Here is a 17,664-nt window from a genome sequence, read left to right as displayed (position 1 = left end):
ATAACGGTCGGTCGCGATCAGGTGCAGGTCGAACTGCGACAGCTCGGTATCGATATCCAATCCGGACACGCTCAAGCCAGGCAGCTCCAACGCAGTCTGCGCGAGGTTCTGGAAGGACAGGCCCACCTGGAACAGCGGGTGCCGCGCGGTCGAACGTACCGGGTTGAGCACCTCCACCAAACGCTCGAACGGCACATCGGCATGGGCGAACGCCTGGATGTCCGTCTCGCGCTGCCTGGCGAGTAGATCGGTGAACGACTCCCCCGCATCGACCCTGGTGCGGAACACCACGGTGTTGACGAACATGCCGATCAGATCGTCCAGTTCACGCTCACCGCGGCCTGCCATCGGTGTGCCGATGGCGATATCGCTGGTGCCGGACAGTCGGGCAAGCAGCACCGCGAGTGCGGTGTGCACCACCATGAACAGCGTCGCGCCCTCAGCGCGCGCCAAATCCAGCAACGCCTGATGGGTCTGCGCGTCCACCCGCAGTTCGACCTTGCCGCCCGCGAACGATTGCACCGCGGGCCGCGGCCGGTCCGCGGGGAGATCGAGCTGATCGGGCAGGTCGGCCAGGGCCTGCTGCCAGTAGGCGACCTGCTTGGCGGCCAGCGATTCCGGATCGTCCTCGCTGCCGAGCAGTTCGCGCTGCCAGATGCTGTAGTCCGCGTACTGCACTTCGAGCGGCGCCCAGTTCGGCGCTTCCCCCGCCGACCGAGCGGCGTAGGCGATCATCAGGTCCCTGGTCAGCGGGCCGACCGAGGAACCGTCACCTGAGATGTGGTGCACGACCATGGCCAGGACATAGTCCGCTGGAGCGTCCGGCGCGGTCTCCGCACCGTCTCCGGCGATCTGGAACAAGGCGACCTTCACCGGCACCTCGGTGGTGACATCGAAGATCGTCGAGGTCAGCTCGAGTACCGCGGGTTCGATATCCGCCGCGGTGACCACCCGCACTTCCAGCCGGGGCAGCGCCTGCGCGGTCGGCAGGATGACCTGCACCGGACCCGAATCGGTCTGCGGATAGATGGTGCGCAGGATCTCATGCCTGCTCACCAGGTCCGCGATCGCGGCACGCAGTGCGGGGACATCCAACGCACCGGACAACCGCACCGCGATCGGCACGTTGTACGCCGCCGACTGGGTGTCGAACCGGTTGAGGAACCACATCCGCTGCTGCGCCAGCGACAACGGAATTCGCTCCGGACGCGGGCCTGCGGTCAGCGCGCGCCGACCACCCATATCGGCGTGCTGCTCTACTCGCACCGCGAGCGCGGCGACGGTAGCTGCCTCGAACAGCAGGCGCACCGGCACCCGAGTATTGAGCGCCTCACCGAGCCGGGCTGCGACCTGCGTGGCCAGCAGCGAGTTACCGCCCCAGGCGAAGAAGTCGTCGTCGAGACCGAGCCGTTTGGACTCGATACCCGCACGGTCATCGAGCCGAAGTACCTCGGCGAACGTGTTGGCGACGATCTGTTCGATCGGTGTGACCGGTGCACGGAAAACCGTCTTCTCGAAGGTAGGCTGCGGCAGCTGCTTGCGATCCAGCTTGCCGTTCGCGTTGAGCGGCAACGCATCCAGCTGGATCAGCACCGAAGGCACCATGTACGAGGGCAGTTCGGCCGACAGTGCGGATTGCAGCGCGCGCTGGTCGATCTCGCCCGGTGCCCGCAGTACCACGTAGGCGACGAGCCGATCGCCGATACTCGGATCATGGTGTGCGACAACCGCGGTCGCACTCACCGAATCCTGTCGTAACAGTGCGGCTTCGATCTCACCCAGCTCGATCCGGAAGCCACGGATCTTCACCTGGAAGTCGGTGCGCCCCCGGTAGTCCAGTTCTCCGGCAGCATTCCAGGCCACCAGGTCGCCGGTGCGGTACATGCGCGCACCCTGGTCACCGAACGGATCGGCGACGAACCGGTCGGCGGTCAGCTCGGGGCGGCCGAAGTACCCGCGCGCCAGCTGCACGCCGGCCAGATACAGCTCACCGGGGACACCGACCGGCACCGGCCGCAGGCGAGCGTCGAGCACGTAGATCCGGCTGTTCCACTCCGGCGCGCCGATCGACACTGCCGCCGCGTCGGCGTCGGTGACCAGGTGGCTGGTAATCGACACCGCCGCCTCGGTCGGGCCGTAGAGGTTGTGCAGCTCGATGGAGTTGTCCCGGCGCAACCGCTTGGCGGTCGCGGCGGGCAACGCCTCGCCGATGGCAAGGACCCGCCGCAACGAAGCCGCCAGGCGGCCGTCGGACTCGGTCAGCAATGCTTCCAGCATGGACGGCACCACATGCAGCGTGGTGACGCCTGCGGTGTGCATCAACTCGTTCAGATACGCCGGGTCACGGTGTCCGTCGGCAGCCGAGATCACCAGACGACCACCGGATACCGCGGCCGACCAGAATTCCCACACCGACAGATCGAAGGTCGCAGCGGTCTTCAGCAACACCACGTCGTCGGCGCCGAGGCCGAAAGCGTTCACCTTCCACTGCAATTGGTTGGCAATCGCGGCATGCGGAACCGCGACACCCTTCGGCTGTCCGGTCGAGCCGGACGTGAAGATCACATACGCGGTGTTCGCCGGGACCAGTGCGCCGTTGCGCTCGGCCGCGGTCACCGGAGTATCCGAGTACGCGGTGAGATCGAGCGTGTCGATCCGCACGGTATCGGCCACTGAGGTGCGGATGCCGTCCCGCCCGGTAGTGAGCACACAGACCGGCGCGGCGGTGGTCAGGATGTAGTCGGTCCGCTCAGCGGGCTGATCGGGATCGATCGGTACATACGCCGCACCGGCTTTGGCGACCGCGTACATCGCGATGACGAGCTCGGTGCAGCGGCGCATCGCCAGCGCGACCCGATCCTCCGGGCTGACACCACGGTCGATCAGGTACCTGGCCAGCCGGTTGACCCTGGCATCGAGCTGGGCGTAGGTCAGCTCCTGCGGGCCTGCCGGATCATCGGCGAACAGTGCCACCGCCGCAGGCGTAGCGGACACCGTGGCATCGAGCAGAGACACCAGGGTCGCGGTGCTGTCGACCTCATGAGTGGTGTCGTTCCACTCCGTGAGGATACGCTCGCTCTCCTCCGGTGCGAGAAGATCGATATCGCCTGCCCGCACGGTGACGTCGGCAAGGACGGCGTCGAGCACGCGCAGGAACCGGTCGGCGAAGCCTTGTACGGTGGCCTCGTCGAACAGGTCGGTGGCATAGCCGAACTCGGTGACGATCTCGGCGGGCGTACCGTCTTCCGCGTACCGGTCGTACAGCGTGACATGCAGATCGGTTTTGGCCAGCTGCGAGTCGAAGTCGACTGTGCTCACCGTGAGCCCTGGCAGCTCGAAGGTGGTCTCGGCCAGGTTCTGGAACGACAGCCCCACCTGGAACAGCGGGTTGCGTGCGGTCGAGCGTGCCGGGTTGAGCACCTCGACCAAGCGCTCGAACGGCACATCGGCATTGCCGAATGCCTCTAGGTCGCGTTCTCTGACATCACTGAGCAGATCGGCGAAGCGGGCGGCGGGCTCGACCTCGGTGCGGAATACCAAGGTGTTGACGAACATGCCGATCAGATCGTCGAGTTCACGTTCGCCCCGGCCTGCGATCGGGGTGCCGACCGCGATATCGCCGGTACCGGACAATCGGGCCAGCAATACCGCCAGCGCCGCATGCACCACCATGAACAGCGAGGCGTTATGTGCCCGCGCCAGCTCGTGCAGGCCCGCGTGCCGCCGCGGGTCGATATCGAAGCGAATCGCCTTGCCCTGGAACGATTGCGCGGGCGGACGCGGCCGGTCGGTGGGCAGCTCGAGCTGATCGGGCAGCTCGGCCAAGGCCGTCTTCCAGTACGCCACCTGCTGCGCGGCAGGAGATTCCGGATCGTCCTCTGCCCCGAGCACCGCCCGCTGCCACAGCGCGTAATCGGCGTACTGCACCGGAAGCGGCTGCCATTGCGGCGCTTCGCCCTGCACACGGGCCGCGTAGGCGGCCATCACGTCCCTGGCCAGCGGACCCATCGACGAACCGTCGGCGGCGACGTGGTGCACGGTGAACGCGAGCACATGATCGGTGCTGCCCGTTCCCGTCTCGACCCGGAACAGCGCCACGGCCAACGGCACCTCGACAGTGACGTCGAAGGTGGTCAACGCGAAATCGACGATAGTGCCGAGCAGGTCCTCCTCGGCGACATCGATCGGCGTGAGCGCCACCGCTGACCGTGCCGCAGGCTGGATCACCTGGTGCGGGCCATCCGCCGAACGCGGGTAGACGGTGCGCAGCACCTCGTGGCGGGCGAATACGTCACCGATGGCCTGTTCCAGTGCGGCCACATCGAGCGTGCCTGCCAGCCGGACCGCCAGCGGGATGTTGTCCACCGCGGAGGTGGCCGTGTCGAACTGGTTGAGGAACCAGTACCGCTGCTGGGCCGGTGACAGCGGGATGCGTTCCGGGCGCTTCTCCGCCGTCAAGCTGGGCCGGTTCCGGCCGGATCCGGCGTTGCGTTCGGCTCTGGTGGCCAGCGCCGCCACCGTGGAGGCTTCGAACAGGTCGCGTACCGCGAGCCTGGTGTCGAGGGCCGCACTCAGCCGCGCGGTCACCTGGGTGGCCAGCAGTGAGTTACCGCCGAGGGTGAAGAAGTCGTCGTCCAGACCCACCCGGCCGACGCCGAGCACATCGGCGAAGGTGCCCGCCACGATCTCCTCGATCGGGGTGGTAGGCGCACGGAACACCGTGGCCTCGAACACCGGTGCGGGCAGCGCCTTACGGTCCAGCTTGCCCGATGCGTTCAACGGGAACTCCGCGAGTACCACGAACGCCGCTGGCACCATGTACGCGGGCAGCTCAGCGGCGAGTTGCGTGCGCACGTTGTCGATATCCACCGCATGGCCCGCGGTCGCGATCACATAGGCCACCAACTGGTCGCCGAGCCGCTCGTCCGAACGCACCACGACCACCGCCTGGGCGATCGGTTCCAGCGCCGTGAGCGCCGACTCGATCTCCCCCAGCTCGATACGCAGACCACGCACCTTCACCTGGAAATCGGTACGACCCAGATACTCCAACTCACCCGCAGCCGTCCACGCGACGAGGTCACCGGTGCGATACATCCGGCTACCGGACACACCGAACGGATCAGCAACAAACCGGTCCCCGGTCAGATCCGGACGCGCGACATAGCCACGCGCCAGCTGCGCACCGGCCAGATACAACTCACCCGCGATACCCACCGGCACCGGATGCAACCGCGCATCCAACACATACACCCGCGTGTTGAACACCGGCGCACCGATCGGCACCGACACCGTGTCCTCGTCGGTCACCTCATGGAAAGTCACATCCACCGCGGCCTCGGTCGGACCATACAAATTGTGCAACCGCGCCCCGGTCAACTCCCGCAACCGCCGCGCGGTCACCGCGGGCAACGCCTCACCCGAAGCGAACACATGCCGCAAACCGGTGCACTCCACCGCCCGCTCCTCGGCCACGAACACCGACAACATCGACGGCACGAAATGCACCGTGGTCACCCGCTCGGCGACAATCAACCCGGCCAGATATCCCGGATCGCGATGACCGTCCGGCTTCGCCACCACCAACCGCGCACCCACCTGCAACGGCCAGAAGAACTCCCACACCGACACATCGAACGTCGCAGGCGTCTTCTGCAACACCACATCAGCACTACCCAAGCCGTACTCGTGCTGCATCCACACAAGACGATTCACGATCGCCGCATGCGATACCGCCACACCCTTCGGCCGACCCGTCGAACCCGACGTGAAGATCACATACGCGGTATTCACCGGACGCAACGGCGCACGCCGATCCACATCCGTGACCGGATCATCGGAATAGTCGGCCAACGACACCCGATCGATCTCGATCACTCGCGCCGCGCGTCCGTCGAAGCCATCATCCGATGTGGTCAGCACACACACCGGTCGGGCCGTATCCAGCACATACGTCGTGCGCTCGGCCGGATGATCCGGATCAAGCGGCACATACGCGCCACCGGCGACGGTGACGGCGTACATACCGACCACCAGATCGATCGAACGGCGCATACCGAGCCCGACCATCGTGTCCGGGCCGACGCCCAGCGAGATCAGGTGGCGCGCGAGACGATTCACCCGTGCGGCGAACTCCGCATAGGACAGACTCGTCCCCTCGAATGTCAGCGCGATCGTCTCAGGCGTGCGCCCGACCTGCGCACCGAACATCGAGGCCAATGTGGCGGCCGGATCGACCGGATGCGCGGTGGCATTCCACCGCTCCACGAGGGCAGTGCGCTCGGTGGTATCGAGCAGTTCGATATCTCCGACTGCCACCGACGAATCCGCGGTGACCTCGGTCAGCAACCGCACTAAACGGCGTGCGATGCCCGCGATGGTATCGGCATCGAACATATCGGCCGCGTACACGAATTCGGCGGTCATGCCGTCGGCGGCGCCATCGGTGGTGAACCGGTTCGCGAGGTTGAGGTGCAGGTCGAACTTGGCGGTGACCACATCCAGTGGCACCCCGGCTACCTCTAGCCCCGGCAACTCGAATACGGCCTGCTCGACGTTCTGCAACGACAGCATCACCTGGAACAGCGGATGCCGCGCCTGCGACCGCGCCGGGTTCAGGATCTCCACCAACCGCTCGAACGGCAGGTCCGCATGCCCGAACGCCGCCAGATCGGCGTCCTTGGTGTGCTCGACTACCTCTGCGAACGACATGGCCGGGTCGATCGTGCTGCGCAATACCAGCGTGTTGACGAACATGCCGATGGCGTCATCGAGCACTGCCGCGCCACGACCGGCGACCGCGGTACCGATGGCGATATCGGCATTGCCCGACAACCTGGCCAGCAATGTGGCGAAGGCCGCGTGCACCACCATGAACAGGCTGGCTCCGTTGGTGCGGGCCAGGGTGTTCAGCTCACGTACCAGTTGGGCGTCGAGCGAGAATTCGTACACGTCACCGCGATTGGACGCCACAGCGGGACGGGGGCGGTCCGACGGCAGATCGAGCTGATCCGGCAGCCCGGCCAGCGCGTCCGACCAGAACGCGACCTGCTCGGCGATCAGCGAGTCCGGATCGTCCTCCGCGCCGAGCGTTTCACGCTGCCAGAGCGCGTAATCGGCGTACTGCACCGGCAGCGGAGCCCAGCCCGGCTCCACACCGCGCGAACGCGCCGAATAGGCCACCATCACCTCACGCGCCAGCGGCCGCATCGACCAACCGTCGCCTGCGATGTGGTGCACCACGAACACCAGCACATGGGTATCCGGCTGCACGTCTGTCCGCGGATCCGTGATGCGGAACAGTTCGGCCCGCACCGGTACCTCGGCGGTGACATCGAAACCGGTGAGCACCAGCTCGCTGATCCGATCCCGGAGTTCGTCCTCGGACACCTCGCTCGGGACGAGATCGAGGTGTCCCTGGCCGGCGGGCAATACAACCTGCACGCCGTGCCCGTCGGCAGTCTCCGGGTAGACGGTGCGCAGCACCTCGTGCCGGTCGACCACATCGGCGACGGCTCGGCGCAATGCCTCGGTATCCAAGGTGCCGGTGAGCCGGACCGCGAGCGGGATGTTGTTCACCGCGGTCTGATTGTCGAACCGGTTGAGGAACCACATGCGCTGCTGCGCCAACGACAGCGGAATCCGAGACGGGCGCGGACCAGCGACGAGCTCGCGGCGCCTGCCGGTTCCGGCATGCGATTCGACCAAGGTGGCCAGCGCGGCCACGACCGGTGCTTCGAACAGCATCCGGACCGGAACCGTGGTATTCAGTGCCGCACCGAGCCGCGCTACCACCTGGGTGGCGATCAGCGAGTTGCCACCGAGATCGAAGAAATCGTCGTCGAGGCCGACCCGATCGGCACCGAGCACATCGGCGAAAGTGCCTGCCACGATCTCCTCGATCGGGGTGGACGGCGCACGGAAGGCCCGCGCCGACCACACAGGTGCAGGCAGCGCCCTGCGGTCGAGCTTGCCGTTCGCATTGAGCGGCAGCACATCGAGCAGCACGAGCGCGGCGGGCACCATATAAGACGGCAGCCGGGTCGACAGATACGCGCGCAGCTGCTCGGTATCGACCGTCGCGCCCGGCGCGGGCACCACATATCCGACCAGCTGATCACCGGTGTGCTCATCCGAACGCACCAACGCCACCGCTTGCGCGACGGATTCGTGCGCGGTGAGCGCGGCTTCGACCTCGCCGAGCTCGATGCGCAAACCACGCAGCTTCACCTGGAAATCGGTACGGCCCAGGTATACCAGGGCACCGGTAGCGTCGCGGGAGACCAAGTCACCAGTGCGATACATCCGCGCACCCGGCGCGCCGAACGGGTCTGCCACGAACCGATCCGCGGTCAGCTCGGCCCGGCCGATATAACCGCGAGCCAGCTGATCGCCCGCGAGGTACAACTCACCCGCGACCTCCGGCGGCACCGGATGCAGCCGCGAATCCAGCACATACGCTTGCGCGTTCCACACCGGCGCACCGATCGGCACCGCGCCGTCCACCTGTTCGGCCACCGGACCGTGCGTCGCGTGCACAGTGAACTCGGTAGGACCGTACAAGTTGTACAGCGCGGCGGTACTCACCCGCCGGATCGCGACGACCGCATCGGCGGTGAACGCTTCACCGGCGACGAACAAGATCCGCAGCGAGGCAAGCGCTTCGGCTGCTGCGGGGTCGATACCGCGCGCGAAGACGGTCAGCATCGACGGCACGAACGAGGTCATGGTGACCTGCTGTGCCGCGATCACCTCAGCCAGGTATCGCGGGTCCCGATGTCCGTCCGCGGCGGCAACCACGATCCGGCCACCGGTACTCAGCGGGCCGAACAGCTCCCACACCGACACATCGAACGTGGCAGGCGTCTTGAACAGCACCACATCATCCGCGCCGATGCCGTACTCCCCGGTGATCCACCGGATCTGGTTGACCACCGCGGCATGCGGCACCGCGACGCCCTTCGGGCGGCCGGTAGAACCGGATGTGAAGATCACATACGCCGGGTGCTGCGGACGCAATGGCGTGATCCGCTCGGCATCGGTGACCGGTGCGTCCGAATACCCGGACAGCTCCAGCTCATCGAGACACAGCGTGGTGTGGCCCGCACCGTCGAACGCATCGGCGGCAGTGGTCAATACGCATACCGGATCAGCCGAATCCAGCACATACCGCACCCGCTCCAGCGGCTGGTCCACATCCAACGGCACATAGCCGCCACCCGCCGCATGCACCGCGTACGCCGCGACAACCAGGTCCACCGAACGCCGTATACCCAATGCGACCAGTGTCTCCGGACCGACACCCGCCTCGATCAACCGGCGCGCCAAGCGCCGCACTCGGGAAGCGAATTCGGCATAGGTCAATGCCACCTCGGTGGCCGGGTCGACCACCGCGACCGCGTCCGGCGTTGCCTCTGCCTGTCCGGCGAACTCCTCGACCAGGGTGTGCACCGGCCCCAGTGCACGGGCAGTGTCGTTCCAGCCGCGCAGCGCCAGATCGGTCTCGCGCTCGTCGAGCAAGGCGAGATCACCGACCGGCCGATCCGGTGTGGCGGCGATCATCGTCAGCAACCGCTGGAACCGCCGCCCGAACTCCACCATGGTGCCGGAATCGAACAAGTCGGTGGCGTAGATCAGCTCAGCGGTGATACCGGCCGGGGCAGCACCTGTGCCATCGGCCGCTGCGGCAGTGGCGGTGTCACGTTCGGAAAGCACCAGTTGCAGGTCGAACTTGGCGACATCGATCGGCAGATCGACTCCGCTGACCGTCAGGCCTGGGAGCTCGAGCCGGTTGTGTCCGATGTTCTGGAACGACAACATCACCTGGAACAGCGGATGCCGCGCCTGCGACCGCGCCGGGTTCAGGATCTCCACCAACCGCTCGAACGGCAGGTCCGCATGGCCGAACGCCGCGATATCGATAGCGCGCGCCGACCGAAGCAGCTCGGTGAAGGTGGCGCCGCTCTCGACCGGGGTCCGCAGCACCAAGGTGTTGACGAACATACCGATCAGGTCGTCGAGCGCGCGCTCACCGCGCCCGGCGACCGGGGTTCCGATGGCGATGTCGTCGGTGCCCGACAGCCTGGCCAGCAACACTGCCAAGGCGGTGTGCGTGACCATGAACAGCGTCGCGCCCTTGGTACGGGCCAGTTCGGTGAGCCTGCTGTGCGTTTCGGCGTCGATCTCGAAGGTGTGTGTGGCGCCGCGACCGGAAGCGACCGCTGGGCGCGGCCGATCCGCGGGCAGATCCAACTGTTCCGGCAGTCCGCGCAATGTCTGCGACCAGAACGAGATCTGCTCGGAGATCACCGAATTCGGGTCTCCTTCGGCGCCGAGTACCTGGCGCTGCCACAGCGCGAAGTCCGCGTACTGGACTTCCAGCGGACGCCAGGTCGGCTCGCCGCCGTCGACGCGAGCGCCGTACGCGATCATCACATCGCGGGTCAGCGGTCCCATGGAGAAGCCGTCGGCGGAGATGTGGTGTACCACAAGGGCCAGCACATGCTCGGTGGGGCTGATCTCGAACAACCTGGCGCGGAAGGGCACCTCGGCGGTCACATCGAATGCGGTCAGCACCACCTGGGACAGCCGCTCGGGCAGATCGGCTTCGGTGACCTCGATCGGTGTGAGGTCCGGGATGACCTTGGCGGTTGGCACGATCTGCTGATGCGCGACGCCGTCCCGTTCCGGGTAGTACGTGCGCAGCGATTCGTGCCTGGCCAATACATCGGCGACCGCGATCTGCAGCGCCTGCCGGTCGAGCAGTCCGGACAGCCGCACCGCGGCCGGGATGTTGTCCACCGCCGAGCCGGGATCGAAGCGGTTGAGGAACCACATACGCTGCTGAGCCAGTGACAGCGGGACCAGCTCCGGCCGCTGCTGCGGCGTCAGCGGCGCCCGTGCCCCCGCACCTATCCTGGTCTCCGCGCGGGCCGCGAGCGCGACCACGGTGGAAGCCTCGAACAGCTCGCGGACGCCGAGGTCGGTATCCAGTGCGGCCGACAGCCGGGCCGCGACCTGGGTAGCGCTGAGCGAGTTGCCGCCGAGGGCGAAGAAATCGTCATCCAGACCCACCCGGTCCACGCCGAGCACCTCGGCGAAGGTACCCGCCACGATCTCCTCCACCGGCGTGGTCGGCGCACGGAACACCGTGGCCTCGAACACCGGCGCGGGCAACGCCTTACGGTCCAGCTTGCCCGAAGCGTTCAACGGGAACTCCGCCAACACCACATATGTCGACGGCACCATGTACGCGGGCAACCGCCGCGCCAGCTCCGCACGAACCGCCTCGGTATCCACCGCCGTGTCCGGCTCCGTCACCACATAGGCCACCAACTGATCACCGGCACGCGCGTCCGAACGCACCACGACCACCGCCTGCGCCACCGACTCCAACGCCGTCAACGCCGACTCGATCTCCCCCAGCTCGATACGCAGACCACGCACCTTCACCTGGAAATCGGTACGACCCAGATACTCCAACTCACCCGCAACCGTCCACGCCACCAAATCACCCGTGCGATACATCCGACTACCGGACACACCGAACGGATCAGCAACGAAACGCTCTGTCGTCAGATCCGGACGACCCACATAACCATGCGCCAACTGCGCACCCGCCAAATACAACTCACCCGCAACACCCACCGGCACCGGACGCAACCGCCCATCCAACACATACACCCGCGTGTTGAACACCGGCGCACCGATCGGCACCGACACCACGTCCTCGTCGGTCACCTCATGGAAAGTCACATCCACCGCGGCCTCGGTCGGACCATACAAATTATGCAACCGCGCCCCGGTCAACTCCCGCAACCGCCGCGCGGTCACCGCGGGCAACGCCTCACCCGAAGCGAACACATGCCGCAAACCGGTGCACTCCACCGCCCGCTCCTCGGCCACGAACACCGACAACATCGACGGCACGAAATGCACCGTGGTGACCTGCTCGGCGACAATCAGCTCAGCCAGATACGCGGGATCGCGATGCCCATCCGGCTTCGCCACCACCAACCGCGCACCCACCTGCAACGGCCAGAAGAACTCCCACACCGACACATCGAACGTCGCAGGCGTCTTCTGCAACACCACATCATCAGCCGCCAAACCGTACTCCGCCTGCATCCACACAAGACGATTCACGATCGCCGCATGCGATACCGCCACACCCTTCGGCCGACCCGTCGAACCCGACGTGAAAATCACATACGCGGTATTCACCGGACGCAACGGCGCACGCCGATCGGCATCCGTGATGGGTGCTTCCGAGAGCCCGCTCAGATCGAGCAGGTCGATTCGCACCTGCGCGGTATCGATATCCAGATCTGCCCCGGAGGTCAGCACGCACACCGGATCAGCGGTGGCGAGAATGTATTCCGTGCGCTCGGCCGGATGATCCGGATCAAGCGGCACATAGGCACCGCCTGCTGCGACGACGGCATACATGCCGACTACAAGATCGATCGAGCGCCGCATGCCCAGCGCCACATAGGTTTCCGCGCCGACACCACGCGCGATCAGCCAGCGGGCCAGCTGATTCACCCGCCAGGAGAACTCGGCATAGGACAGACTTGTCCCCTCGAAGGTCACCGCAGGCGCCTCAGGCGTACGTTCGACCTGGTCGTAGTGCATCGAGACCAGAGTCATCCCGGTGGAGTGCGTAGCGTCTCCCGGCGTTACCGCCGGTTCGATCGGGTACGCGGTGTCGTTCCAGACGGAGAGCACCAGCTCGCGCTCCGCGGCATCGAGCAGTTCGACAGCACCGACGGCGGTATCCGGCTCATCGATGATCGCGGTGAGTACCCGGATCAGTCGATCCGCGATACGCCGCACGGCCTGCTCGTCGAACAGATCGCGCAGATAGCCCGCGCGTACCCGGAGCCGCGAGTCCAGCTGCGCGATCAGGGTCAAGGGGTAATGCGTGGCGTCGGCCGCGTCCAGCCCCGTCACCGCCATACCGTCGATATCCGCGGCTTGCGCCTGCAGGCCCGCCGCGTCGACCGGGTAGGACTCGAACACCACGAGAGTGTCGAACAGGGCCCCGGCACCGGCGGCGGACTGGATATCGGCCAGCCCGACATAGTGGTGATCGAGCAGATCCGCCTGTTCGCCCTGGGTCCTGCGCAGCAGATCGCGCGCCGATTCCGCCGGATCGAAGCGCACCCGCACCGGCACGGTGTTGATGAACAGACCGACCATCGACTCCACACCGGACAGCTGTGCGGGACGTCCGGATACGGTGGTGCCGAACAGCACATCGTCGCGGCTGGTCATCCGGCCGAGGAGAATGCCCCACGCAGTCTGCAGCACGGTATTCGGCGTGACGCCGAGCGAGCCTGCCAGCGTGGTCAACCGCGCGGTGGCCGTCTCGTCCAGTTCGAAGAAGTACTCACCGGACAAGGCGGTGATCTCCCGGCCTGCATCCGGACGGGCCAACAGGGTCGGCTCGCCGACGCCGCGCAGCGCATCCGCCCACGCGGCCAGCGAGGCCTGGTGATCCTGCTGCCCGGTCCATTCCAGGAAGTGCCGATAGGAACGGACCGCGGGCAATACGGAACCGTCCGCGTGTGCGGCGTAGAGCATCAGCAGATCCCGCATGAGCAGCGGCATGGACCAGCCGTCGAGCAGGATGTGGTGATTGGACACCACGAACTGCCAGCGGGCTCCTTCCGCCGCGGAAGCGTCCGCGACCTGGATCAAGGTGAAGCGGATCAGCGGCGGCTCGGCGAGGTCGAAGCGGCGCATGCGGTCGGCCTCGATCAGATCGGCGCCGTCGCCTTCGGCGATCCGGTCGTGTTCGGCCCAGGCCACCCGAACGCTGTCCAGCACGATCTGCACCGGATTGCCGTCATGGTCGGTGACGAACGCGGTGCGCAGGTTCTCATAGCGATCCACCAAGGCCTGTGCCGCCGAACGCAACCGGGCGGCATCCACCCGTCCGGTCAGGGTCAGCACCGCCTGCGCGGTGTACACGTCCACCGAACTCGCGGCGAGGCGGGCATGGAACAGCAGACCGGACTGCAACGCCGAAAGCGACCAGGCATCGGCCAGCGCCGGGAAGCGCCGCTCCCAGCCGTCGATATCCCGCTGCGTTATCCCTGTCGTACGCAACAACGGGAAGTCCGACGGGGTGTGCCCGCCCGCGCCACTGGAATCGGCATGGCGGGCGACCGCTTCAAGGGCCGCGGTCCACAGTTCGGCGAACTCGCGCACCTCGGCGGCGCTCAGCAGGGTCGACGGGTAGCCGATGGTGGCGGTCAAGGTGTCGCCGACCACGATCGCATTCACATCCAGCGGCGCCATCGCGGGCATATCCGCGTCGTAGGCGCCACCGAGCGCACCCAGCTCCGGCGCCGGGATCCAGCCGAAACCGCGCAGCGACTCCGGTACATCACCCTCGGAGATCCGGCCGAGGTAGTTGAAGCTCACCTGGCCGGGGAGTTCGGCGGGCAGCTCGGACCCGGTCTCGGGGTTCAGATAGCGCAGCAGACCATAGCCGAGCCCCTTGTCCGGTACCGAGAGCAATTGCTCCTTGACCGCCTTGACCGCGGCGCCGAGCGCGGCACCGCCGGTGAACGCCGCATCGAGGTCGATACCGGACAGCTCGAAGCGGACCGGGTAGATCGCGGTGAACCAGCCGACCGTACGCGACAGATCGGCACCGGGTACCACGTCCTCTTCCCGGCCGTGGCCTTCCAAACGGATCAGCACCGGCTCATCGCCACGGATGCCTGCCCTTCGCGCCCGCCACATCGCGGTAGCCAGTGCCAGCGCGGTGAGCAGACCATCGTTCACGCCGCCGTGGAACAGCGCGGGAACTGTGGTGAGCAGAGCCTTGGTGACCTCGGCAGATACCTCGACCTGATATTTCTCGATAACCCCTGAGGTATCCAGTGCCGGATCCATCGGACGTTCGGTCAGCAGCGGATCGGGCGTACCGGCCACCGAACGCCAGTAGTCCAATTCGGCCATCCGCGCCGGGCTGTTCGCCTCGCGCTGCAGTGCGTGCGCCCAGGTACGCATCGAGGTGGCCGGGGCGACCAACTCGGGTGACTGCCCCGCGGTGCGCTGTCCCCACGCTGCGACGAAGTCCGGCACCAGGATGCGCCAGGAGACACCGTCCACCACCAGGTGATGCGCGACAACGACCAGCCTGCCGGAGCGCTCGGCGGAATCGGGCTCCAGCCAGACGAACCGGATGACCACGCCTGCGGTGGGATCGAGCCGGTCCAGCGCCGCATCGACGGCGGCCGAGGCGATCTCGACCAGCTCCGCATCGGTAACGCTCGCATCGAATCCGGTGTGGTCGATCAGCGCGTCTGCTTCGACCGTGCCCGGCGCGGCGGTTTCCACAACCCAGTCGTCGTCCGCACGGCGCAGGCTCGCCCGCAACATATCGTGCCGATCGATGACCGCGCCGACCGTCGCGGCGATGCCCGCGCGGTCGATGCCGACCGGCAACTCCAGCGCCAGCATCTGGTTGAACCGGCCGAAGGAGCCGCGCCGCTCGGCCATGAACCGGACCACCGGCGTCAACGGCATGGTGCCGATTCCGCCGCCGGGCAGCTCGGCGAGCGTCGCCGCCGATACCGCGGCCGTCTCGGTGGTCTCGGCGACCGCGGCCAGACCAGCCACGGTGCGCTGTTCGAAGACCTGTCGCGGGGTGAACACCACACCACGGGCCTTGGCCCGCGAGACCAACTGAATGGAGACGATGCTGTCGCCACCGAGCGCGAAGAACGAATCATCCACACCGACCCGCTCTATGCCGAGTACCTCGGCGAACACCTCGGCGATGGTCTGCTCGACCGGAGTGCGCGGGGCGCGGAAGACCACCTCGGTCGCGAAGACCGGCTCCGGCAGCGCCTTACGGTCGAGCTTGCCAACCGGGGTGAGTGGAACGTGGTCGATCACCATGATCGCCGACGGCACCATATAGCCGGGCAGCAGCTCTTCGACATGCGCGGTGAGCGTCGGCACATCGATCGTATGCCCTTGCGCGGCAACCACATACGACACCAGGGATACCGCTGCCGTGGCACCGGTGTGGCCCATGGTCACGGCGAAGTCGACGGTTTCGTGCGCGGTGAGCGCGGCGTCGATCTCGCCGAGTTCGATCCGGAACCCGCGCACCTTCACCTGGAAGTCGGAGCGGCCCACATAGTCGACCGCACCGTCGCTGGTCCAGCGCACCACATCGCCGGTGCGGTACATCCGCGCACCGGGAACGTACGGGTTGGCCACGAACCGCTCCGCCGACAACCCCGGCCGCGCGTGATAGCCACGCGCCAGCTGGATGCCCGACAGATACAGCTCACCCGCGACACCCACCGGAACCGGCCGCAGCTGGGCGTCCAGGATCAGCGACTGCATACCGCGGATCGGACCACCGATGGTTACCCGATCACCAGGCACCAGCGCATCGCTGATATTGGTCATGATCGTGGTCTCGGTCGGGCCGTAACCGTTGTGGAAGCGACGGCCCGAACCGTCCGGCGCGCCACCCCACTTGGTGACCAGATCGGCGGGCACGGCCTCACCACCCGCCACGATCACCCGCATATCTGCCAGCGCCGCCGAATCCAGCGAGGCGAGCACCGACGGGGTGAGGAAGGCGTGGGTGACCCGCTCGGCGCGGATCAGCTCGGCCAGTTCCGCACCGCCGTATACCCCTGGCGGGCAGACCACCAAGGTGCCGCCGCGGCCGATCGCGAGCAAGAACTCCAGGATCGAGGCGTCGAAGCTCGGCGAGGCGAAGTGCAGTGCGCGCGTATCGGAATCGACGTGGTAGCGGGTGTTCTGCTCATCGCGGAAGTTGGCAAGACCCGCGTGGGTGACCACGACGCCCTTGGGCACACCGGTGGAACCGGAGGTGTAGATCACATAGGCCGGATGCTCCGGGCGCACCGGACGCATCCGGTCGGCATCGGTGACCGCGGCGCTGTCGAATGCGGTGAGCTCCAGCTCGTCGAGTACCAGCCACTCGACCGCATCCGGCAACTCGGCACGCACCGAGGCCACGGTGAGACCGATCGGCGAGCCCGAGTCGGTGACCATATGCGCGATGCGGTCGGCCGGGTAGGTCGGGTCGATCGGCACGAACGCGCCGCCGGTCTTGGCCACCGCCCATTCGGCGAAGTACGACAGGTCCGACCGTGGCACGGCGACGGCCACCAGATCCTCGGTGCCGATACCGCGCTCGAGCAGCAGCCTGGCCAGGCGGTTGGACCGCGCGTCCAGCTCGCCGTAGGACAGACTGCTCCCCTGGAACACCACCGCCGGTGCCTGCGGGTCGATCGCCGCGGCCTCGGCGAGCAGATCCGGCAACGTCCGCGCCTGGGTCGCCGCCGTCCCGGTCCGCGTGATCAACTCGGCCCGTTCGGTGGCATCGAGTATGTCGATCGCACCGACGGTGCTCGCCGGATCGGCCGCGATGGCCTCGAGCACACATTCCCAGCGCCGCGCGATCTGCGCCGCCGTCTGCTCATCGAACAGCTCGGTGGCGTAGGTGAGTGCCAAAGTCATCGCGCCGGAGCCGTTTTCCGCCCGCTCTGCGAGAGTGAACTGCAGATCGAAACGCGCCACATTCTCTTCGGTATCCAGTGCGGACACCGAAAGCCCCGGTAGTTCGAGGACGGAACGCTCCAGGTTCTGGAACGCCAG

General features: G+C 66.8%; 1 protein-coding gene (running past one end of the window). It reads right to left on the bottom strand.

Annotation, left to right across the window (positions count from 1 at the left end; translation table 11 throughout):
* Nucleotides 1-17,664, bottom strand: part of the annotated coding region (locus ACL02S_RS07805; protein WP_503129050.1) for a non-ribosomal peptide synthase/polyketide synthase (this coding region is incomplete at its 3' end). The annotated region continues 17,304 nt past the right edge of the window; 17,664 of its 34,968 annotated nt are in view.

The organism is Nocardia spongicola (assembly GCF_047200775.1).
Classification (GTDB): domain Bacteria; phylum Actinomycetota; class Actinomycetes; order Mycobacteriales; family Mycobacteriaceae; genus Nocardia.
This window is presented reverse-complemented; position numbering and strand designations above follow the sequence as displayed.